The following is a 20944-nucleotide window of genomic DNA, read 5'->3' as shown; positions in this document are numbered from 1 at the left end:
AGTATCTTGTCTTCTCTTAGATATGTCAGCATCGTCTCTGGCCAGTGAACCCATGGAGCATGGATGAACTCTAAGGTCTTATCCCCTAACGACAGGGTTTCCCTATCCTTCACTGTCATAATTCTGTTTTCAGGAATCAGAAGCAGTTCCATAAGCAAGTTTTTGCATTTAGGGGTTGCAACAACCATGGCATTTGGATACATCTTCAATATCTGCGGCAGTGTCCCAGAATGGTCTTGTTCCGCATGGTTTGCGACCACAAAATCTAAGTTTTTAACTTCTAGCCTGTTTAGGTTGTTGATTAGCACACTGGCCATGGGTGGGTCAACGGTGTCTATCAAAGCTGCTTTTTCACTGCCTTTGACTAGATAAGCGTTATAACTCGTCCCGTCGGGAAGTGGAATGAGTTCATCGAAGAGTCGTCTATCCCAGTCAACCGCTCCAACCCAATGAACGTCTGCTTTTAGTTTTCTCGGCTTCATTTTATTCGACCTTTTCAAATTGATCTTTTGTTGCTCCACAAAGTGGGCAAACCCAGTCATCCGGCAGTTCTTCGAACGAAGTTCCAGGCTCTATTCCAGAGTCTGGGTCTCCTTTTTCTGTGTCATATATGTACCCGCAAATTACGCATCTGTATTTTGTCATTCTATCACTCTCCTTGTTTTCTTCTTTTAGGTAAGTTGGAGCTGTTTTAGGAGTTGCGCCTTTCTTTATTATATGGTAGTAAAAATAAGTCATAGGCTTCTCGTCGGTAAGGATTTCAGCGTCAACTACTTTGCCAATAAAAATGGTGTGTGTACCTGCATCGACTTCTTTAATAACTTTAGCTTCTAAATATGCAATTGTATGATCCAAGACTATTGGTGCGCCAGTTCTTCCGATTTTGAAGTTTACTCCTTCAAGTTTATCTATGTCTCTTCCGCTTCTAAAACCGAAATGGCCTATGAACTTCAATGGTGTATTCCTTGAAAGAATCGAGACAGCTAAAACGCTTCTTTTTCTGATGAATTCGTGTGTGAAGTTCTGCTTGTTAATGCTCACCGCTATTGTCGGTGGTTCTGATGTTACTTGGAATAGCGTGTTGACGATTTGCCCGTTACAATTATTTTCTTTTCCGGAAGTTACGATGTATAAGCCATAACTAATCTTATGTAACGCTTTGTTGTTCATTATTTCACCATAGTTTCTTTAAAATGCTCTACTGCGTTCCTCTTTGTCACTTTTTTATGTGCTTCAGATTGTAGCTTATTTTCACACCTGCTTGCTCAAAGAGTTTTCCAACGGGACAGTTTTTCTGGGTTATTTCAAAAATTCTGTGAATTCTGTCTTTTCCAGCATCGCTTTTCACAGTGATGTCAAATTCAGCCGACGCTATCGTGCCAGTTTTCTCAGATTTTTGGGCGTTAAGCTCAACTTCTAAATCCTCTATTTGAATCCTCATTTTCTTTGCAGTTAATGAAAAGATGGTGGCAAAGCAGCCGGAGAAGCTCATGACTCCAAATTCTAGAGCAGTGGGTCCCATATCTGTGCCGAGCTCAGGTGGCAGATCCAAGCATATAGTATGAGCTCTTCCGTTATCAACCATTACTCTCAAATCCTTTATGAGTTTGGCCTTTGAAATCATAAAACTCAACTCCATCTTACTTTTTGTTTACTCATATTACCCTAATGTTTTTAGTTTTTCCAAATCTGCGCCTTCTAAAAAAGGGGAATTATGGCGGAAGTTTCTTTTTGCATAGGAACCAGTCTATGCATTCGTAGCCTTCTTGTAGACGTTTTTCTGCTGCCTCTTGAGTTGATGGTGGTGGAACTATAACGTCATCGCCTCGTTTCCAGTTTGCGGGAGCAGCAACCTTGTATTTGTCAGCAGTTTGCAAAGCATCCACAAGTCTTAGAATTTCTTGCATGTTCCGTCCAACATTCAGCGGATAGTAAATCATGGCTCTTAGCTTCATTTCAGGATCAATCACGAATACGCATCTTACGGCAGCGGTTGCGCTTTCACCTGGATGTATCATGCCGAAAAGATTAGAGACTTTCATGTCTAAATCAGCTATCACTGGGAATGGAATTGTGATTCCGAATTTTTCTTTTATTTTTCTAATCCAGGCAATGTGCGAGAAAGTGCTGTCGATGCTTAATCCTATTAACTTCACGTTTCTTTTCACTAATTCATCGTTTATTTTTGCAAAAGCGACGAATTCCGTGGTGCAAACTGGCGTGAAATCGGCTGGATGAGAAAACAGGATGACCCATTTTCCCTTGAAATCTGAAAGTTTTATTTTACCATGTGTGGTAGTTGCTTCAAAATCCGGGGCAATTTCGCCTAATCGTAGCAATGGTTTTTTCTCTTTAACTATATCTTTTTCTTCCATTTTTTTCACACCTTTCAATCCTATTTTGGTAACAAAAACCTTTTATGTCGGACTAACTTATATGTTTTTCGTAATGAGTTCGTCTAAAAAGAGACAAATATATCCGAAAATCGGAAGGAGCAACCATGTTAGAGGTTGATAGTTTAGATTTGAAGATTCTAAAGCTGCTTCAAGAAGATAGTAGAGGTGCATTTACAGCAATAGCTAAAAAGCTAAAACTAAGCGAGTCTACAATTAGAAAAAGGGTTCGAGCACTCCAAAAGAGAGGAGTAATAAAAAAATTCACAGTTGAAATTGATCCGTATAAAATTGGGATACGTACCATTGCGATTGTTGGAGTCGATGTAGATCCAACAAAGCTTTTAGAGGCAGCTCAAAAACTCTGTGAGATAAAGGAGATCCGCATGGTATGCACCTCAGCAGGCGACCATATGATAATGACCGAAATATGGACAAATGACGGAAGAGAACTGACCAGACTAATTTCTGAAAAAATCGGAAAAATCGCGGGTGTTAAAAAAATCTGCCCCGCAATTATCCTAGAGAAGTTAAAGAGCTGAGTGAAAGCACGCGCCTGCAAAGATTGAAATTAGGGCCAAAGTCCCAGCGTTTCTATGGCTTTGGCGACTCTTCCCACGCCCAGTAGCAATGCGGCAGTTCTCATATCAGTTTCTTTCCTGCTCATACTCTTGTACACACCATCGAAGGATTTTACCATAATATTTTCCAGCTTCCCGTTTACCTCTTCTAAAGTCCAGTGCTCTCGAGTCAAATTTTGAACCCACTCGAAGTAGCTAGCTGTTACGCCGCCCGCGTTTGCGAGTATATCTGGTATCAAGAACACCTTTTTCTCACGGAGTATTTTGTCTGCCTTTGGTGTGGTGGGTCCGTTTGCTCCCTCGCCTACTATTTTTGCTTTTATTTTTCCAGCGTTTGCTTGGGTGATTTGATTTTCTAATGCTGCTGGGATTAATATGTCGCATTTAAGTTCCAGAAGCTCAGCGTTTGTTACTTCTTTTTTCGCTTTTTTAAACCCTGAGACGGAGCTCGTCTTTTCTTTGTGTTCAAAAACTTTGTATGGATTTAAGCCTTGCGAGTTGTAGATTCCGCCTTTGGAGTCGCTTACTGCAATAATTTTTGCTCCCATGTTGTATGCTATTTTAGCGGCGTTCCATCCTACATTGCCATATCCCTGCACCGCTATTTTTGCACCTTTCATTTTCATGTCTAAACGTTTAGCGGCTTCTCTTATGCAAATTATGACTCCTCGAGAGGTTGCTTCGGCTCTTCCTTCGGATCCGCCTATGATTATAGGTTTTCCTGTGACGCATTCGGGTACGCTGTAGCCTTTGAATCGGCTGTACGTGTCCATTATCCACGCCATTGTTTGGGCGTTTGTGTAGACGTCTGGGGCGGGTACGTCTCTGTGGGGGCCAATGAAGTCGAGGAGCATGTTTGTGTATCGCCTTGTTAGTCGTTCAAGCTCGGCTTGGGACATTTCTTTTGGGTTGCAGCAGACGCCGCCTTTTGCTCCGCCATAGGGGATGTCAACTACTGCACATTTCCATGTCATCCACATCGCGAGGGCTGTAACTTCGGCCAAATCAACATGTGGGTGGTAGCGAATTCCCCCTTTGAATGGACCTCGAGCGTCTATGTGTTGAACTCGGCAGCCCCAGAAAATGCAAATGCCACCGTCGTCCATCTTAATCGGAATCGAAACCGTAAGCGTTCTCTTAGGACGTTTTAGAAATGCGTGAACCCCCGGGTCTAACTCCAACATTTCCGCTGCGATTTCTAATTGTTCTAAAGCAACGTCTAATGGTCCTATTTCTCTACTCATTTGTCAATCTCCAAACCTTTTGCTACCTCTTTATGAAGAAATGCACTTAAAATTTGGGCTTTCACGGTTTGCATGTACTCCTTAGAAACTATTTATCAGCAGAAAATCAATAATCCTTCAGTGGAAGACATTTCCATAACTGATAAATGTCCGCTTGAACATTTTAGCCAAAGGGAAAGTAAACATGAGATCGATAATCAAAATTCTCTTAATTCTTGGAATTATCCTGATCAACCTCTTCACTTTTGGATTCAGCATAAAACCAGCGGTTCATGGACAGTTTGCCCTAACCAGCCAGACAGTGGTTTATGTTGACCCATCTAACATCACAGACATAACGTTGATCCCTTCGAAGAATTTTACCATTGCATTAAAAATCTCTAATGTTACTGATCTTAAAGGGCTTGACATTCAGCTGAGTTGGAATGCTTCAATATTAAACTACACCAATCACGTAGTGAAAATTCCTGTGGAAGATTACACTGATGGAATTCTACATGAACCAATAATGCAAGTTAAAAATGAAGTAAACGCAACAGCGGGAGCTTGCTGAGTCGCCTTCATTACTTTTGGTGGGCTATCCTTTAATGGCAGTGGAACAGTCTTTGAGATAACATTTACAGTGATAGACTTCGGAGAGTGTCCTATAGATATATCCCGTAGTGATCTCTCCGACTCGAACGGGCAGCAAATAAGTCACACAAGTGAAGACGGATATTTCAGCAACGTGTTCTATGACATAGCCATCCTTAGTGTTACTCCATCCTCTACAAGCGTGTTCATCGGAGATCTTGTAAACATTACGGTTGTTGTATTAAACAACGGAACGGTGAGAGATGAAACCTTCAACGTTACCACGTATTATGACAGTATTGCAATTGATACTGAAGCTGTATTTGGATTGCCGCCGAATACTGAAGAAACGTTAATATTTTTTTGGAACACAAGCGGCATATCTCCGGGTGACTACATCATATCTGCTAACGCAACAATTGTACAAGGCGAAACTAAAATGGAAAACAACAGATTCGAAGATGGGATAATCACCTTAGCTATTGAACCGATTCACGATATAGCAGTTACGTTGCTGACGCCTCTTAAAACAGTGGTTTTTAAGGGATACTGCTTTCATGTGAACGTTACTTTGGAAAATCAAGGCAATGTTCCTGAAACTTTCAATGTGACGCTCTATGCCAACAATGTTGATATAAACAGAACGCAGATTTACTTAGACGAAAGTGGCACCCTCACTGTGACCTTTGCTTGGCAGGTAACGGATGCAATAGAATATGAGGATTACCTGTTGAATGCCACGGTAGATCAGGTCTTTGGTGAAACTGATAAAGGCGACAACAGCCTCATTTATGATGGCGTGAAAGTCGCGCATCCTGGTGATTTTGACGTAGATATGGATGTGGACATCTTTGACATCGTGTTAATAGCTTCAGCCTATGGCTCTGAAAAAGGTGATCCATTGTACAACACCAACTATGATGTGAATTGCGACGGCAAAATTGATATTTTCGACATCGTTATGATAACTCCTTGGTACGGGTACAAAAGACCATGAATGCGAAAGCTTGAGGCCCACACGTGAGAGGGAAAGAGGCGGATCGAAGAAAGAAACTGTTACGTGTACTGGTAGTTTTGGCTCTAATTATTGTCATCGTCATAGCTGCAATCTATAATTATCTGAATAATACTTACACCGTTGCTCTAATGGAATCATTAAGCACCTTCGAAGTGACTAGAGTTGAATATCCTTCTATCCAACCCGATTCCATCCAATTGAACATAACGTTCATTTTAAAGAATCCAACTGATTTTCCAATAAGTATTGAGGAAATAATTATTTCTTTGTATATTGATGAGAAATATATTATAGGAGTGAGCTTACCCCTAAACGAGAACCTGCCTGCTGGTGAGGACACCTTTTTCTATTCCATTCACGACGTTACGGGTAACGATGTTTTGAGTAGTATCCGAAGCCAAACGTACACGTTGAGAGTTGAAGGGGAGATTGTTGGATCTATAAGTTACCTTTTCGTTCAAGCACGTGTACATAAAGGGTTAGCCTTCTCTAAGGTAGTAGAAGGAATTCCTTAAGCCAAATCTTAAATAACATCCTGCCTCAGTCAATCACGGTGCTGAAAGAATAACACCTTAGACATCTCAAAAAGGAGGAGATCAAAACGCTCGATTTGTTGAGAATGAAAAGCGTGGCTGTGTTAGGTCTTTTTGTCATTATGATGGCAGGTGCTACGATATATTCGTCTCATCGATTCGCTTTTGCAGATAGGGATGTGCAATCTGACACTCCAGAGTGTACAGTGTACTTCGATCCTGGGTCACCAGAAGTGAAACTTGGCGAAATCTTTACGGTTAATGTAATGGTAAATGATGTGGAAGATCTTTGGGGTTACGAGATTGGCTTGGTGTTTGACCGCTCTGTCCTAGAATATGTTGGAGCCAGAACGCCACATTGGAGATTTATCTCTGGCCAAATTGAATATTTGTTCTGGGTCGCTGGAACAACTCCTCAAAATGGCGAAGTAGAATTGATGCAATTCACTTTCAAAGCTAAAACCAAAGGAAGTTCTTCGCTTAGCTTTTACATCCACAATCTCGCAACTATAAAGTACTGGGAAGCTCCTAAAGACTACGTAGGCTGGCCCATTCCACACATGCTATCTGAAGGCCTCGTAACAGTCTCATAGTATGCATAATCCATCTCACGGCTCTTCAAAAGAAACCCACAAACCACGCTTCTCTTTTTTTTGCCACGAACATAGGCGATATATAGGTAAGTTTCTAGACTGAATAGTCGAATGTTTACTAGCTTTAAAAAGAAGGAAAAAAAGGGGGAAGTATTATTCTAAAATCCTTTCAATAGCGTCTTGTTCTGCCTCTTCCGCAAGGGCTATTCCTGTGGCTTTTGCCGCCCTCTCACTTAAGGCCATCAGATCGTTTCTGTTGAGTAGGTGAAGTTTCCACTTTCTTGCACCCGCCAACAATTGCTTGAGTCCTACGCCGACACGGTCAGAAAGATATGTGTACAATCCTACTGCTTCCCATGGGATTTCCTTGAATCTTTCACCGAATTTCTCTTTTAGCTTAGGTGCAGCAATGTAAAACTTGTCAGGTGTATCACCGTATCTGTTCGCAAAGGTACGCGGTAGCTTGCCCTCTTCAGACAACTGCCTGAAATAGTTTGCTTTCATTACCGCTGTTAGTGGTGAGCGCCCCATTAAAACTGCTTTAACCATTGGTCCGTTGCCAAAGTTGCTCATAGCTATTGCTTTGAAGATTTGTGTTTCACTGATGAAGCCTCCTGCCATAATAAGATCTGGTACGAATTTGCCCTTCTTTTCTAGAATTCTAGCACATTTCAGCACCCATGATTCCAAGTATACCGTTGGAATGCTCATTTCGTCCATCATAGGAACTGGGCTCATGCCAGTTCCGCCGCCTGCGCCATCAAAAGTTATTGCTTCAATTTTAGCCTCGGAAGCTAATTTCATGGTGAAAGCAACTGCAGAGGGTCTGTATGCACCGGTTTTAAGGATTACATGCTTGGCGCCCTGTTGCCTTAGCCAATCGATGTCTTCAAGAAAGCCTTTCTGATTAGGGATGCCCACTCTGCTGTGTCTTTCGAAGGATTTGAAAACACCGTCTTTGAATGCTTGCTGGACTGTGGGGTCTTCCGGGTCGGGGATGACTATGTAACCTCTTTTCTTAAGCATGATAGCTTTGTCAAGGTTACGTATTCGAACTTCTCCTCCAATGGCTTTAGCGCCTTGTCCCCACTTTCGCTCGATTACGTTTACTTCTAACTTTGAAAGTGCATAGACGTCTATACCTAATCTTTGGTCTTCCACGTTCGTTTGTACGACGACCTCACCGTATTTGCCATCCCAGAACTTTCGAAAAGTTTCAACACGTCTTCTCAGTTCTTTTGACTCTACAACTTTGCCGCCTTCAGTCCTTGACTCTCGGTCCATCCCGCATACGTTTTCTCCAATTGTTATTATTGCACCTGATAATGCAGCGCCGATTGCTAAGCCATCCCAGTTGAGCCGTGCAACTTCTGTGGAACCAAAGGCGCCGGTCAGGATTGGGACTTTTAATGGGATTCCCGCAATTTTTGTTTCTGTGCTTGCGTTGTGGAAGAGTGCTACGTCGGAGTCTGCTTCGATGCCGTGGACTTCGAAGACGGAGGCTTGGATGTTGAAGTGGGACCAATCGAGTCCGAAATCTTTCAGTGCACCTGCAGTGCTGTAACCAAACTGCAAGGGTTCGGGGTAAAGTGCTTCTCTTCCGCGGAAGGTTGAGAGGCTGATTTCGCAGAGGAATGGGCAGTCGCGGATGCATATTGGGCACATGCCGCTTGTAGGGCTAGTGTCTTTGACTCGTGTTTGTGTTCCAGTGGTTGATTTTGCGTTGAGATAGGCACTGTTTCTGTCTACACGTTCTGGCATTTTTTTCCCTCATGTTTACGTTTGCAAACCTTAGAATATGAGCGAATAGCAACTGTGGAATTTAAATATTCCTAAAAAAGCATGAAGTTATGAACACGCATGAACATAGAATTCATTCAAAATCGCTATGAGATGTTACTCAAAGCTGATTTCCAAACCATCTGTCACATATTTATGCTGCTCATAAGTAGAAGGCGAATATCTACGACCGCCTTTTCTTACCGTGAGAAACATCCCATCTTTTTCTTTTGAAAGATCGATGACAACTTGAGTCATATGTTCAATCATTGCGATAAACTCGGTGGGATGAGCTTTCTTTATCATTGGCCAATATGCTAATGTCTTGTAAGCGTATAGTGCTGGGCAAACATGGCCAAAAAAACTCTTTACGGCGTCTCGCCCCCAAATGTGTTCCATCATTGAAAGGCTGTAAAAAATTAGTCGAGTGCCAGATGTTACGAACTCTCTTTCAATTCTTCCAAAAAAGTGGTGAAAACGTTCAGGGTCTTTTGAGCTTGGAACTCTTCTCATCCAAGAAGGCGCTTTATCATAGAAATCGCTAAATATCAACTCGCCTTGTCCACCAGCCTCTGAAAAGCAATCTAGGACTAGAAGTTTCTTTTCCCATCCTTCTGGAAGTTGGTTGATGAGGGGTTTGAGGTGAAATATTATGGCTTGTGGGGGATAAATGAAATCAAAATAGATGACCGAATTGCCCTCTTCAATTCCTTGTTTCATAAAAGCCCCCATGAATTCACGCGTAAATGTTCCAGATTCAACTTCCCACACCACATTTTCGCCTAGAAATAGACCTCCTTCAAGAATTTCGTCAAGGTTCTTTACTCCTGTCGAGTAGCGTGGTGCTTTTTCTTCTTTGATCATTATGCACTCCTACTTCTTTTGTTCTAGGCTGTTGTTAAAAACGTTTAGGTTCTCGCTGAGTGTGTACATAGATGTACATTATGGACATAACGTTTCTATACTTGAACATGGGTTTATTTAAACATGCAGGAAGTGAAAAATTGTGTTAAGCTTAGTAGAATTCTCAGCAAAAGAGTTAGGAATGATAAAGCTGATGGCTGACTTCTTCGCTGAAAAGCCAGAACTCACCGCTCAACTCGAAAGCTACACCTCCGCTCATTATGCCTTGGTCACAACTTACTCTGAACACTTCGGTATTCCAGTGGAAAACGCGTGGAAAATCCTTGAAGACTTGGATAAAAAAATCAACGAATCTCAATATTTACATGTAAAAATGCCTGAGCCGATTCTAAAACTACGGCCATTAGCCAGAAACGAGTTAGATATGCTTCGCATCATGATTGACTACTTCTCAGAGAAGCCTAAGATGATTCCAGCAAGTTCCTCTTTCACCGAAAGAGAAGATGTACTCGCGGACGCTTTCCTTTGGTTCTACGGAACAAGCCTTGAAGAGTCAAAAGAACTCCTGAGCGCATTAGTAGAGAAATTTCAGACGGCAATCTCCATCCAAATGGAAACATTAGCCCCTGTGATCAAAACTCCAAACCCTTATGAAGCCGCTCTTAGACAATTAGACATTGCCATTGAAAAACTCAATCTTGACCCCAGAATTCATGAAGTACTGAAACACCCGATGCGAATTTTTGTGGCGAATATCCCTGTAATAATGGATGACGGTAGCGTCCGTGTATTCGCAGGGTTTCGTGTACAATACAACAACACATTGGGACCGACTAAGGGTGGCATTCGATATCATCCAGACCTGACGGTTGACGAGGTAACTGCCTTGGCAGCGTGGATGACTTGGAAAACTGCAGTTGTGGGTCTTCCCCTTGGAGGAGGTAAGGGCGGCATTCGATGCAACCCAAAAAAAATGTCCCAAGCCGAACTTGAACGACTAATAAGAGGCTACACCCGTGCCATATCGAAATTTATTGGGCCCTACACTGACATCCCTGCTCCAGACATCTACACAAACGCCCAAACAATGGCATGGATGATGGACGAATACAGCGAAATAGTTGGTTATAACGCCTTTGGCGTAGTAACCGGGAAACCAGTGAATGTTGGAGGGTCATTGGGCAGAAATAAGGCTACATCTCTCGGCCTAATGTACACTGTTATTGACGCAGCAAACCATCTTGACATGGAACTCAAGGGCGCGACAGTAGCAGTCCAGGGATATGGCAACGTGGGGTATCATGCTGCACGGCTTTTAAATGGGCTTGGATGTAAAATAATAGCAGTCTCAGACTCCAAAGGCGGAATCTACAACCCTGAAGGGCTGGATCCCGAAAAAGTTCTGAAGCACAAGCGAAAAACAGGTTCAGTTGTGGACTACCCAGGAAGCAACGAGATTTCCAACGAACAATTACTTACACTTCAATGTGACATTTTAGTGCCTGCAGCCTTGGAGAACCAAATTACGAAAGCAAATGCTTCAGATATAAGGGCCAAGATAGTTGCGGAAGGAGCTAACGGACCAGTTACACCCGAAGCAGATGAAGTACTTTTCAAGAACGGTGTGTTTGTAATCCCCGATATTCTAGCAAACGCTGGCGGCGTAACAGTCAGCTACTTCGAACAAGTTCAAAACCAGATGAACTATTACTGGACAGAACAGGAAGTGGATGACAAGCTCAAAGCCATAATGGACAAAGCTTTTGAGAACGTCGTTGCAATGGCGAAGCAACACAATGTCAACATGCGAACTGCAGCATATATGCTATCCGTGAAAAGAGTAGCTGACGCAATGATGGCACGTAAGGGAAAGCCAACTGCTCCACTATTAAAATTGGCTTTGCCAAAAGCTTAATTTTCCCCTCGTCTTTTTTTCTGTCTATGTACACACATTGGAATCTGTGTTCACAGACGTGAACATTTTTATAAGATGCCATTAGAAAAGTACTTGTGGAAACAATGGCCGTTCATCTTCATACGACAATACCCAGAAAGACAAGCAAAATTCTTGAAGAACTAGCAAAGACATATGGTACGAAAAGCCGTGTTATTGAACAAGCATTAGAAACATTTTTGAGAGTTGAGAAGATAGGATCATGTGACGACTGTGCAGTAAAGGCAAAGATGGTTGAGCAGACGAGCCTTAGAGAAACGTTGGACTTAACCTCAGTGGGCAGAAAGACTCTAAATGGCTTGCTTGAGGTTGCAATAGGTGATAAAAGTTTCGAGGGCTTCATTGAGGAACAACAAATTGAAGCTCGGAATGTCGTGGCGGTTCTCAAAGACTCAATTGGATGGAAAACCCCGACTTCTTTCAAAGAATTTCTTCTACTTCTCGAAGAAATAAAAGGCTTAACACGGTTGTTCGATATAGCTTCCCACAATGAACTTGATAACACAGTGATTTTAAGAACCAGGGTTTTTGCAAAAATACCGGAAATTGTGGCAAGTCAAGTCGCTATAATTCTTGAAGGCACAGGCACGCCTTTTGACCTTCGCATAATGGGCGAAGACATCATCGTTAAAATGGTAAGGAGTGAAATGTTTATACTAAAGAAGAAAGAATTTGACAAAGTTTTAAGTCAGCAAATTCAAAAGAGGTTTGCCGCGATAAAACCTAGTCTTTTCAGAAACAACCTTGTATTAGTGGGGCCAGGGTTTTTACATTGGGCTGGGAAACACTTGGAAGAGCCAGTTACGGACATGGGCGCAATAATTGAGGATGTTAGAACAGTTCTTGGAGCCGGCGAACTGCCAAGAGAACCAGAAGATTTCTTCAATGGTCTTGTTTCTGCAGGTAACAAGATGAACTGGTTTAGACAAGCAAAGGTTCTTGAGAAAGAGAAAAATGTTCTAACTATCGTTTTTCAAGCAACGTCTCCAGAGATAGCGAAAATAGCTATTAGCGCGTTTTCTGTGATGCTTGCTACGCGTGGATGGAAGCTCCTAGACCACTCCCTTGAACACGCTACTGGAAGCATATCAGTCAAGTTCGTGGGAGCCAAAGATCAAAGCCTTCTTGACCAATTGGTCGAATTAGGTGCGTACCAAACAATCGGTCGGCAGTTCTTAGACGTTATTCCAGTTCCGCGAGATGTTTTCAACTCTTTTGCTTCTAAAGTGTTCGAAGCAGACAGAAAAAAGTTTGACGCCATCTATTACAATGCTGGCGTGCGAATTTCGAATGCCATAAAGATGCTAGCGCGAAACGACCCGGAAAGAGTTCAAAGATACGCAGAAAACTTCATATGTAAAAACTTGAAAGCCTCTCAAAGTGACGCTGAGGTAAGATTTGTAGACAAAGAACATTTCACAATAATCTTCAAACGAATCAATCCTTTACTGATGAATACTCAACGAGTTCTCATCGAGTCAATGTTTAAAGAATTAGGTTACGAGGTTTCTACAACTGCATTTCAGAATCTTCTAAGTTTCAAACTGAAACATATGGGAAAGCCCATTCTTGAACCGATTCCACGCAAGATCATAATGCAAAACCTTGTTGACGCTATGTCTGCGGGTAGTGCTGAAGAGGCTTTTTCCTTGGTTAAGGCTCAATTTGATGAAATGTTTCCAGAAGATTATCTGTGGACCATTAGGGAAGTGGGTGAAAGACTCACAGACATGTACCGAGAATTAGACATAGAAGTTGAAATAGAATATTTTGAAGGTGGCTTTACGTTGAAATATAAAACTTGCCCCTACTTCAAACTGGTGAAATCGGGTCAAAAGAAGTGGCTCTGCAATTTCCGCAAAAAGACAATAGACTACATAATTTCGAGGGTTACGCATGGTAAAAAAGGCAAAATCAAAATCATAAAATCCCTACTTCAAAACGAACATCCATGTGAATACGCCATATTCTTAACAGGATTTTTGGAAAAGGAAGAAAAATCTCTATAAGAAATCAAAAGCTTTAGCACTTACGGTATTATTTTTTCGACTGTACATTTTATATTCTCCCAGTCCTCTCTTCTTAAAGACATGACAAGGGGGAAAGGCGAGCTGTCTACTCATCAGCATATCTCAGTAGAAGATGCAGACTTTATGTTTGAAAACAAACCGGTTAAGGTTATCGCAAACCGTAATGAGGCGAAAACTGAATTAGCAGGATTGAAGGTTGGTCCTTTTGATGAAGGAAGAGAGTATGAGGTTCGGTTTTGGGTTGCAAAAGAACTTGAAAAGGCAGGGATAGTTCGTTTTCGAGAAGAGGACATGTTAGACGTTGTCAAGTTGCATAAGATACATTGGAAAGAAAGAGTGCAACCCACAAACAAGGTTTCTCCGCTTCCCGAAGATTTTTATCCAAAACTAAGGCGCTATCTCACCAGCCTCAAAAGAGCCTCTGCAAACAATCCAGAAAAACTGAAGGATCATGAAAAATCTGTTAGGATTTCAAAAGACATTGTTAATTGCCGAGTAAAAAAGATAGTTTCTCTTGCTTCGTCCCTACCCCTTACTGCACAGGCACTTCAAAGCCTAACCGTTGAAGAGAGAACACTTTATCATAATCTCTACAAGACCATTAACGAATGGAGAGGCAAGATTTTCTAAAGAGGTGGCAAAAACGACTGAAGAAGTTGAAATTGACCCTCAGCAACGCTTCGAAGATTTTTTCAAGCAGGATAAATATCGTGAAAGAATATCTCAAATGGCAATCGGTAACAGCACTTCACTTATTGTAGAGTTTGAAGACCTAATGGTTTTCGATATGGCATTGGCACAAATTTTGGTGGAAAAGCCAGATGAATATTCAGAGTACATAAATAGAGCTGCTTATTCGCAGCTGGAAACAGAAGACAGCGAATACGCGTTAAAGATAGAAAGTGTCACTGTTCGTTTCAGAAATCTGCCTGAATCAACGGCTTTGCGCATGTTGGGAGCGGCTAACATCGGTAGGCTTGTGATGGTTGAGGGCATAATCGTGCGTGCCTCTCCAGTGCAGCCTCAGGTGTTGCGAGCAGCGTTCAAATGCAAAAGATGCGGTGAAACTGCTTACTTAGACCAGGCAGGTCCCTTTCTGAAGGCGCCTTTACGGTGCGAAGTCCCACATTGTCAGAGTAAAGGACCTTTCGAATTTGTTCAAGAGGGTTCTACTTTTATCGATTACCAGCAGATTCGCATACAAGAGCGGCCTGAAGATTTGCCTCCAGGTCAGCTACCTCGATCTTTGAATGTGAAGCTCATAAGCCGAGACCTTGTTGACACGGCTAGACCAGGCGATCATGTTGCAATAATTGGCATTGTTCGTGCTGTGGCACCGGTTTTTCCCACGGCTGGAAAGCTTCGGGTTTTCCGTCTTCATGTTGACGCTAATTTCATAGATATAGAGAGTAAAGAGCCAGAAATGGTTCTCGTTTCACCAGAGGAAGAAAAGAAAATCCTTGAACTTGCCGCAGACCCGTGGATTCACAGAAACATCATACGTTCAATTGCCCCTTCCATCTACGGCTATGAAACCATCAAAGAAGCCATAATGTACATAGTTTTTGGCGGCGTTCCAAAACAATTAGCGGACATCTCAATTAGAGGCGAACTAAACATTCTTCTTCTTGGCGACCCAGGTACCGCCAAGTCACAATTGCTCCAGTACGTAGCTGCAATCGCTCCGAGAGGCTTGTATACTTCCGGTCGTGGAACAACTGCAGCGGGTTTGACTGCTGCTGTGTTGCGTGAGAAAGGCGGGGGAATGACTCTTGAGGCTGGCGCACTTGTCTTGGCAGACAAAGGAGTCGCATGTATTGATGAGATTGACAAAATGCGTCCAGAAGACAGGGTGGCAATTCACGAAGTTATGGAACAACACACAGTGTCCGTGGCGAAAGGCGGTATTGTGGCAACTCTCAACGCAAGAACAGCCATTCTTGCAGCTGCCAACCCCTCCTTAGGGAGGTATGATGCTTATAAGACAGTGACTGAAAACATAAACTTGCCTATCACCATTCTCTCAAGATTTGACTTAATCTTCGTGTTAAAAGACGTCCCTAAAAAAGATTTGGACGAAAAAATGTCGGCCCACATTCTAGAAATACATAGACGAGGCGCAGCGCCTTTAGAAACACCTGTCCCGTCAGATTTACTTAAAAAATATATCAGTTATGCGAAGAACATAAAACCAGTGTTAACCGATGAGGCCTCACAGCGGCTAAGAGCTTTCTATCTAGAGATGAGAGCAATTACAGAAAAAATTGAAGGTTCACCTATAGCCATCACGGCAAGGCAGCTGGAATCTCTGATCAGGCTGGCGGAGGCAAGGGCGCGGATTGCGCTTCGAAAAGAAGTTACTGCCGAAGACGCTGAAGCCGCTATTGTCATTATGAATAAATCGTTGGAAGAAGTGGGCATTGACATGTCAACCCAAATGCGAGACATTGACATAATCATGGTTGGAAAACCGAAGAGCATGCAAGACAAGTTGAGAGTAATCCTCACTGAAATTGTTGAAATGTCAAAAGAAACAGGTATGATTGAAAAAAGACTACTCTTGGACGAGCTTTCAAGCAAGCATAAAATCGAAGCGTTTGAAGCCCAGAAGCTTATTGGAAGGATGATAAGAGACGGGACAATATATGAACGGCGACCAGGCTTCCTAAGCAAAGTATAGCCTAAAGGTTTTAGGATTGAAAGTTGAAGAACTGCCTATTCCTGAACAAGTGAAAGAAGTTGTTATGAAATCTGGGATTTCCAAGCTTTATCCTCCCCAAGAGGAAGCAGTTCGCGCAGGCGCTCTTGAAGGAAAAAACCTTGTTTTGGCAAGCCCCACTGCTTCTGGCAAAACTCTCACAGCGGAGCTTTGCGCTCTTAAGCATATCGTAGAGCACAGTGGAAAGGTTCTCTATTTAACTCCTCTGAGAGCTTTAGCTAGCGAAAAATATGAAGAGTTTAAAAAATACAGTGGCGTTCGAAAGCTTAATGGGCGACGTGTACGCGTTGGCATCAGCACCGGCGATTATGACAGCAGTGACCCGTGGCTTGGAAGATATGATATAATAATCTCCACTAACGAGAAGGCTGATTCGCTTTTGAGGCACCGGTCTAAGTGGGTGGATGAGATATCGCTTGTGGTTGCTGATGAAGTTCATTTGCTCAACGATTCTGAACGGGGACCGACGCTTGAAGTTGTGTTGGCGAGGCTGATGCAGATTAACCCAGAAATTCAAGTCTTAGCTCTGAGCGCCACGATAAAGAACGTTGAAGAACTGGCGGACTGGCTTAAAGCTCAATATGTTACAACCCAGTGGAGACCCGTTAAGCTGAAGGAAGGAGTTCTTCTTCATCAGGAAATACAATTCAAAGACGGCGGGGCTACGAAAATAGGAAAACACGCCAGAAACCCCGCTTTGAACCTCGCCCTCCACATTGTTAAGTCTGGCGGTCAAGCACTCATCTTCGCATCAACACGGAAGAACTCAGTTTCTCTGGCAAAAAAAATGGCCGCTGAACTGGACAATTTCCTCTCAAAACCCGCTAAACGTTCTTTGAACCTACTTAGTGAACGGATGCTGGCAACCGGCGAGCGAACGAGAATAAGCGAGCTTCTTGCCAACTTTGTCAAACATGGAGCAGCTTTTCATCACGCTGGATTGGGGAGTGGTCACCGAAGGCTGCTGGAAGAGGCTTTCCGAGAAGGCAAAATCAAGGTCTTAACTGCTACGCCGACTCTAGCTTTCGGCGTTAACTTGCCGGCGAGAATGGTGGTAATTCATGATTATAGGCGTTACGAGGTGGGTTATGGTTACTATCCCATACCTGTTCTGGAGTATAAGCAGATGGCCGGTAGGGCTGGAAGGCCAAAGTATGACAATGTTGGTGAAGCGATTCTTATAGCCAAGACGGATGACGAGCAGGATTATCTGATGGAAAATTATGTTTTAGCGGAGCCTGAGCGTATCTGGTCAAAGCTTGCGGTGGAACGAATCTTACGCCCCCACGTCCTGTCAACCATTGCTGCTCAATATGCACAGACTGAACAAGGTGTTTACGATTTCTTCGGCAAAACCTTCTATGCCTATCAGTATGATCCTAAGGCTATTAAGCTGGTTATAACTAAGATTCTCAAGTTTCTCTATGATGAAGAGATGATTGACGCAGGTGGTAAGAACCTTTTTGCTACGAAGTTTGGTCGCCGGGTTTCAGATCTCTACATTGACCCAATTTCAGCTGTTTTTATTCGCGACGCGTTGCGTGCTCGTGCGCCCGTGATAACTGACATTAGCTTTCTCCACATGATAGCTCATACTCCGGACATGTACCCGAAACTGCGTCCTTACTCTAGCGAGGTTGATGAGCTCGCGTTGTTTGTGGATAAGCACAGGGACGAGTTTATGTTTGAACCGCCCAGCGAGTTTGATGATCATTTTGATTTTGAAGAATTCATGGGTGAGGCGAAATTGGCGTGGGTAATGCAGTCGTGGATTGAAGAGGTCACTGAGGATCAGATGATTGAGCGCTTTCGAGTGCAGCCCGGAGACTTGTATAGGCTTATTAACTCTGCAAAATGGCTGCTTTATGCCTCTAGAGAACTCGCGGGCTTGCTTAAACAGAAAGACTTGGCGTCAAAGTTGAACAAGTTGATGGAGCGAAGTGCTAATGGTGTAAAGGTCGAGCTGTTACCTCTTGTTCGTCTGAAAGGCGTAGGCAGAGCACGCGCCCGCATTCTTTTCAACTCCGGCTTAAAAACGGTGGATGACCTAAAGCGTGCGCCGGCGGAAAGGCTTGTAGGGTTACCTCTTATTGGATCAAGGGTTGCTAAGAAGATTAAGGAGCAAGTTGGCGGGTTTGTGAAGTCAGAGCAATGGAAGAAGCTGGGAAGCGAAGAGACTCCTGAGCAACAATCCCTCTCCGAATACTACTAACACACGATTGTCGTGATATTTCTCTAATGTTTTCCAATCTCTGTTCGAGCATTTACTATGAGCGATGGCGATAGATTTCTCGCTTTAGTTCTTCTATAACTTCTGCAAGTGTTTGCGCAAGTTTCTCAAGCATCATGTCGGTTTTTTGGTCGAAGGCACGGAATTTTCGTTTTTCTATCTCTGAAACTAGTTGGTAAGACTCTTCAATTTGCTTATGAAGCTTGGATGAAAAACCGCTAAGCATTGCCTTTTCCTTTACTATATTATACGAAATTATGCTGAAATGGACCTGAGGCCATTGTATCTTTTTGTTCCTGATTAACTCCAAGTTTCCTTCGCATTCCATCAGCAAATCCTTCAGGGCCTTCATTTGCTTCTTTTTCTCCTTTCTCTTAACTATAAGATGATCGAAGAAAGATTTCATTGAAACACCGGCTATAATTAGGGCTATTACTCCTAGGTGCGTATAGATCGAAGGAGAAGGCTCTAAATAGATTAAGTATAAACCACCTGTTAAGGCCAGAACTATTGAGATCAGCATTGCTATTGGAAATAGATATCTTAACGGTGAACCAGAAACTCTACTCTTCCTTTCCTTTGACAATTCTACATCACGACTAATTCAAACCAGTCCAGCCAAAAAAAGATTTTCCCACACACTAGACATTATTTTTGTAGTTGTGCTCAAAGTCAGTTTCAAGCGCACCTTCTTTTCCTAGAAAAAAGTACCTAACACTGTTGTCAATTTGGGTAGAGTCAGTCAAGGAACAACTTTTGAGTTTATCGCACAGGAATCTGGAGCATATACATTTCATTTCAAAAATGATTCTATTTCTAAACTAAAGTGAACACACTTCCAGATTAGTATCGGATTCTGATTAATATTCAGAATTCATACATCTTAAATGTTACAAACCAAAACAATTCTTTTCATCCCCGCGGAAAGACAAAGAAAATGCAATCCCTGATGCCAGAGTTCTTCATGCTACTGGGAATTGACTTCTTCTTAGCCACAAGCCTACTAACATGCACATTCGACAAACACTTCCCAGACAAACTCGCCTACCTCTACCAACTAATAGCTCTAGCGGGTTTCGGCCAACTCCTCGTCACCCAAGAATTCATGGGTTCCTTTGCAGATTATATGCGCTTCTGGTACAGCTTCATCTACCTAATCATTGCAGTAGCCAATATCGCCTCCCTTAACGCCTATCTATTCTTCTACAAGAAAAAGAAAACCATCGCAAAGCTTTTCTCAATCATCGCCACAGCCCCCACTTTCATCATATCAACAATGTTCCTATACAACTACGCCACCGAAGCCCCGCACCCAATCATCCCACTTCCACAAATCTCCTTAGATCTCATGTTCATCAGCGTCTTCGCCTTCGACACGCTAGTGGTCAGCGCAAGCATCTACGCCCTCATAAAACCAAAATGGTGGCAAATTGCGACTCCCACGATAGCCCTTTTGATAGGTGCAACAGCCTTCGTGTCTATTAAGCCAACAATGGGCGAAGTCGCCTTCATAGCAGGCGCCATATACATCTACATAATTTTGGGGATTGCATGCGTCGGAGTTTTAGGGGCAAGCCTCTACGTACTCCTAAGATTATGGCGGGAAAAACAAAAAGCGAAAGGAGGTGAAATAACAAAATGAACATAAACTACAAGAAATCAGCAAAACTCATAATACTACTAATATCATCGCTACTCATAGCCACAGTAAGCGCAACAGTCTACAACTACATGTACCAAGATGCAACAATCGGCGTAGAAGGTTTGCCATTGGCGTGGATTAACGGGACGGACAGCACCGACGCAGGCACACAAATCAACGGAGTCACGTGTACTCTCACGCAACTAAAAGGGCCACCCAACGGAACTAGAGAATACCCCGACCCAGTAAGATTAAACAACACAGGAGCATCCTCCATTACCTTCGATCTCTTGATAGACCAAGTCACCAGCGACACAGCCGAAATGGATTCAATAATCGTAAGACTATACAACGTAACTAACTCAGCCAGCATGGGCAACCTGACCGTTTGGAGCGGCGGCTCACAAGGAAGCGACTTAACATCCCTCACGATAACTGGAAACACTGAATGGAAGTTCCAATGGGAAATCAAATGGAAATCAACAGCCACACTATCGCACTCAGTAACGGTGAACCTAAAGGTGAGAACACCAGCTGCATAAGCCAAACGCGCGCGCGCGCATTCCCTTTTCATTTTTTCTTTAGACGTTTTTTACTTATGATACATCATGCTTGTTACGTGGTTGCGCTTCACGGCTAAAAGAAGCTTGTTTTACCATGTTACACAAGAAAAGTAGCCTATTTAGAGCCTCTTCTATGCGGTTAATACGTCAAATCGGTCTTTTTCGAGGCTACCGAGTGAGTAATCTATAAAAATTTGAATCTAATAGAACAGCCTAGCCAAGATGCCA

General features: G+C 42.8%; 20 protein-coding genes. 12 read left to right on the top strand and 8 right to left on the bottom strand.

All coding sequences use genetic code 11. From position 1 onward, the window contains the following. From KAU88_03430 to KAU88_03415, 4 genes are all read right to left on the bottom strand, one after another. Positions 1 to 482, bottom strand: a 482-nt coding sequence (locus tag KAU88_03430) for an MBL fold metallo-hydrolase (protein ID MCK4477565.1), incomplete at its 3' end; no start/stop codon positions are given. Between the two features lies 1 nt (position 483). Beyond that, complete coding sequence (locus tag KAU88_03425) at positions 484 to 1170, bottom strand: flavin reductase (protein ID MCK4477564.1); 687 nt, start codon at positions 1168 to 1170, stop codon at positions 484 to 486. 46 nt (positions 1171 to 1216) lie between these two features. Continuing rightward, positions 1217 to 1624: an OsmC family protein gene (locus KAU88_03420; protein MCK4477563.1), complete on the bottom strand. Its 408-nt coding sequence runs from the start codon at positions 1622 to 1624 to the stop codon at positions 1217 to 1219. Between the two features lie 88 nt (positions 1625 to 1712). After that, the gene (locus KAU88_03415; GenBank protein ID MCK4477562.1) at positions 1713 to 2375 is read right to left on the bottom strand and encodes a peroxiredoxin; all 663 of its coding nucleotides are present in this window, start codon (positions 2373 to 2375) and stop codon (positions 1713 to 1715) included. Between the two features lie 125 nt (positions 2376 to 2500). On the opposite strand from KAU88_03415, the gene KAU88_03410 reads away from it, so the two are divergent. Further along, the gene (locus KAU88_03410) at positions 2501 to 2935 is read left to right on the top strand and encodes an Lrp/AsnC family transcriptional regulator (protein ID MCK4477561.1); all 435 of its coding nucleotides are present in this window, start codon (positions 2501 to 2503) and stop codon (positions 2933 to 2935) included. A gap of 29 nt (positions 2936 to 2964) precedes the next feature. Here the strand turns inward: KAU88_03410 and KAU88_03405 are convergent, their stop codons facing one another. Further along, on the bottom strand, positions 2965 to 4218 hold the full coding sequence (locus KAU88_03405; protein MCK4477560.1) for a Glu/Leu/Phe/Val dehydrogenase: 1254 nt from the start codon (positions 4216 to 4218) through the stop codon (positions 2965 to 2967). 184 nt (positions 4219 to 4402) lie between these two features. Between KAU88_03405 and KAU88_03400 the strand changes: the two genes are divergently transcribed. The 4 genes from KAU88_03400 (at position 4403) to KAU88_03385 (ending at position 6935) form a co-directional block, all read left to right on the top strand. After that, a complete protein-coding gene (locus tag KAU88_03400) occupies positions 4403 to 4771 on the top strand; it encodes a hypothetical protein (protein ID MCK4477559.1) in 369 nt (122 codons plus the stop codon). A 69-nt stretch (positions 4772 to 4840) separates the two neighbouring features. Continuing rightward, entirely contained in the window at positions 4841 to 5788 is a 948-nt protein-coding gene (locus KAU88_03395) for a hypothetical protein (GenBank protein ID MCK4477558.1), read from the top strand. A gap of 23 nt (positions 5789 to 5811) precedes the next feature. Next, positions 5812 to 6324, top strand: a complete 513-nt coding sequence (locus tag KAU88_03390) for a hypothetical protein (protein MCK4477557.1) — start codon at positions 5812 to 5814, stop codon at positions 6322 to 6324. A gap of 95 nt (positions 6325 to 6419) precedes the next feature. Then, a complete protein-coding gene (locus KAU88_03385) occupies positions 6420 to 6935 on the top strand; it encodes a hypothetical protein (GenBank protein ID MCK4477556.1) in 516 nt (171 codons plus the stop codon). Between the two features lie 153 nt (positions 6936 to 7088). On the opposite strand, the gene KAU88_03380 is transcribed toward KAU88_03385, so the two are convergent. Together KAU88_03380 and KAU88_03375 are read right to left on the bottom strand one after the other, a co-directional pair. Continuing rightward, entirely contained in the window at positions 7089 to 8696 is a 1608-nt protein-coding gene (locus KAU88_03380; protein MCK4477555.1) for an FMN-binding glutamate synthase family protein, read from the bottom strand. Between the two features lie 135 nt (positions 8697 to 8831). Next, entirely contained in the window at positions 8832 to 9578 is a 747-nt protein-coding gene (locus tag KAU88_03375) for a hypothetical protein (GenBank protein ID MCK4477554.1), read from the bottom strand. A 610-nt stretch (positions 9579 to 10188) separates the two neighbouring features. Between KAU88_03375 and KAU88_03370 the strand changes: the two genes are divergently transcribed. From KAU88_03370 to KAU88_03350, 5 genes are all read left to right on the top strand, one after another. Continuing rightward, entirely contained in the window at positions 10189 to 11493 is a 1305-nt protein-coding gene (locus KAU88_03370) for a Glu/Leu/Phe/Val dehydrogenase (protein MCK4477553.1), read from the top strand. Between the two features lie 104 nt (positions 11494 to 11597). Further along, a complete protein-coding gene (locus KAU88_03365; protein MCK4477552.1) occupies positions 11598 to 13541 on the top strand; it encodes a hypothetical protein in 1944 nt (647 codons plus the stop codon). A 144-nt stretch (positions 13542 to 13685) separates the two neighbouring features. Next, a complete protein-coding gene (locus KAU88_03360; protein MCK4477551.1) occupies positions 13686 to 14192 on the top strand; it encodes a DNA replication complex GINS family protein in 507 nt (168 codons plus the stop codon). After that, the gene (locus KAU88_03355) at positions 14125 to 16242 is read left to right on the top strand and encodes a minichromosome maintenance protein MCM (GenBank protein ID MCK4477550.1); all 2118 of its coding nucleotides are present in this window, start codon (positions 14125 to 14127) and stop codon (positions 16240 to 16242) included. The genes KAU88_03360 and KAU88_03355 overlap by 68 nt, the downstream gene beginning before the upstream one ends. Positions 16243 to 16258: 16 nt before the next feature. Then, on the top strand, positions 16259 to 18493 hold the full coding sequence (locus KAU88_03350; protein ID MCK4477549.1) for a DEAD/DEAH box helicase: 2235 nt from the start codon (positions 16259 to 16261) through the stop codon (positions 18491 to 18493). Positions 18494 to 18548: 55 nt separating this feature from the next. On the opposite strand, the gene KAU88_03345 is transcribed toward KAU88_03350, so the two are convergent. Beyond that, positions 18549 to 19097 carry a hypothetical protein gene (locus KAU88_03345; GenBank protein ID MCK4477548.1) on the bottom strand — a complete coding sequence of 183 codons (549 nt, stop codon included), beginning with the start codon at positions 19095 to 19097 and terminating at the stop codon, positions 18549 to 18551. 351 nt (positions 19098 to 19448) lie between these two features. Here KAU88_03345 and KAU88_03340 point away from each other — a divergent pair, with 351 nt between their 5' ends. Next, positions 19449 to 20153, top strand: a complete 705-nt coding sequence (locus tag KAU88_03340) for a hypothetical protein (GenBank protein ID MCK4477547.1) — start codon at positions 19449 to 19451, stop codon at positions 20151 to 20153. Further along, positions 20150 to 20695, top strand: coding sequence for a hypothetical protein (locus KAU88_03335; protein MCK4477546.1), 546 nt, complete (start codon positions 20150 to 20152; stop codon positions 20693 to 20695). Before KAU88_03340 ends, KAU88_03335 begins: the two co-directional genes overlap by 4 nt. The last annotated feature ends 249 nt before the right edge of the window (positions 20696 to 20944 follow it).

Source organism: Candidatus Bathyarchaeota archaeon (assembly GCA_023131225.1).
Lineage (GTDB): Archaea > Thermoproteota > Bathyarchaeia > Bathyarchaeales > SOJC01 > JAGLZW01.
Note: the sequence above shows the minus strand (reverse complement) of the source record. Positions and strands in the feature narration are given on the sequence as shown.

Bases quoted from the DNA above. Each gene is read 5' to 3' on its own strand.
- KAU88_03425 (MCK4477564.1), bottom strand. From the start codon at position 1,170: ATGAACAACAAAGCGTTACATAAGATTAGTTATGGCTTATACATCGTA.
- KAU88_03420 (MCK4477563.1), bottom strand. From the start codon at position 1,624: ATGATTTCAAAGGCCAAACTCATAAAGGATTTGAGAGTAATGGTTGAT.
- KAU88_03415 (MCK4477562.1), bottom strand. From the start codon at position 2,375: ATGGAAGAAAAAGATATAGTTAAAGAGAAAAAACCATTGCTACGATTA.
- KAU88_03410 (MCK4477561.1), top strand. From the start codon at position 2,501: ATGTTAGAGGTTGATAGTTTAGATTTGAAGATTCTAAAGCTGCTTCAA.
- KAU88_03405 (MCK4477560.1), bottom strand. From the start codon at position 4,218: ATGAGTAGAGAAATAGGACCATTAGACGTTGCTTTAGAACAATTAGAA.
- KAU88_03400 (MCK4477559.1), top strand. From the start codon at position 4,403: ATGAGATCGATAATCAAAATTCTCTTAATTCTTGGAATTATCCTGATC.
- KAU88_03380 (MCK4477555.1), bottom strand. From the start codon at position 8,696: ATGCCAGAACGTGTAGACAGAAACAGTGCCTATCTCAACGCAAAATCA.
- KAU88_03375 (MCK4477554.1), bottom strand. From the start codon at position 9,578: ATGATCAAAGAAGAAAAAGCACCACGCTACTCGACAGGAGTAAAGAAC.
- KAU88_03370 (MCK4477553.1), top strand. From the start codon at position 10,189: ATGGAAACATTAGCCCCTGTGATCAAAACTCCAAACCCTTATGAAGCC.
- KAU88_03365 (MCK4477552.1), top strand. From the start codon at position 11,598: ATGGCCGTTCATCTTCATACGACAATACCCAGAAAGACAAGCAAAATT.
- KAU88_03360 (MCK4477551.1), top strand. From the start codon at position 13,686: ATGTTTGAAAACAAACCGGTTAAGGTTATCGCAAACCGTAATGAGGCG.
- KAU88_03340 (MCK4477547.1), top strand. From the start codon at position 19,449: ATGCAATCCCTGATGCCAGAGTTCTTCATGCTACTGGGAATTGACTTC.
- KAU88_03335 (MCK4477546.1), top strand. From the start codon at position 20,150: ATGAACATAAACTACAAGAAATCAGCAAAACTCATAATACTACTAATA.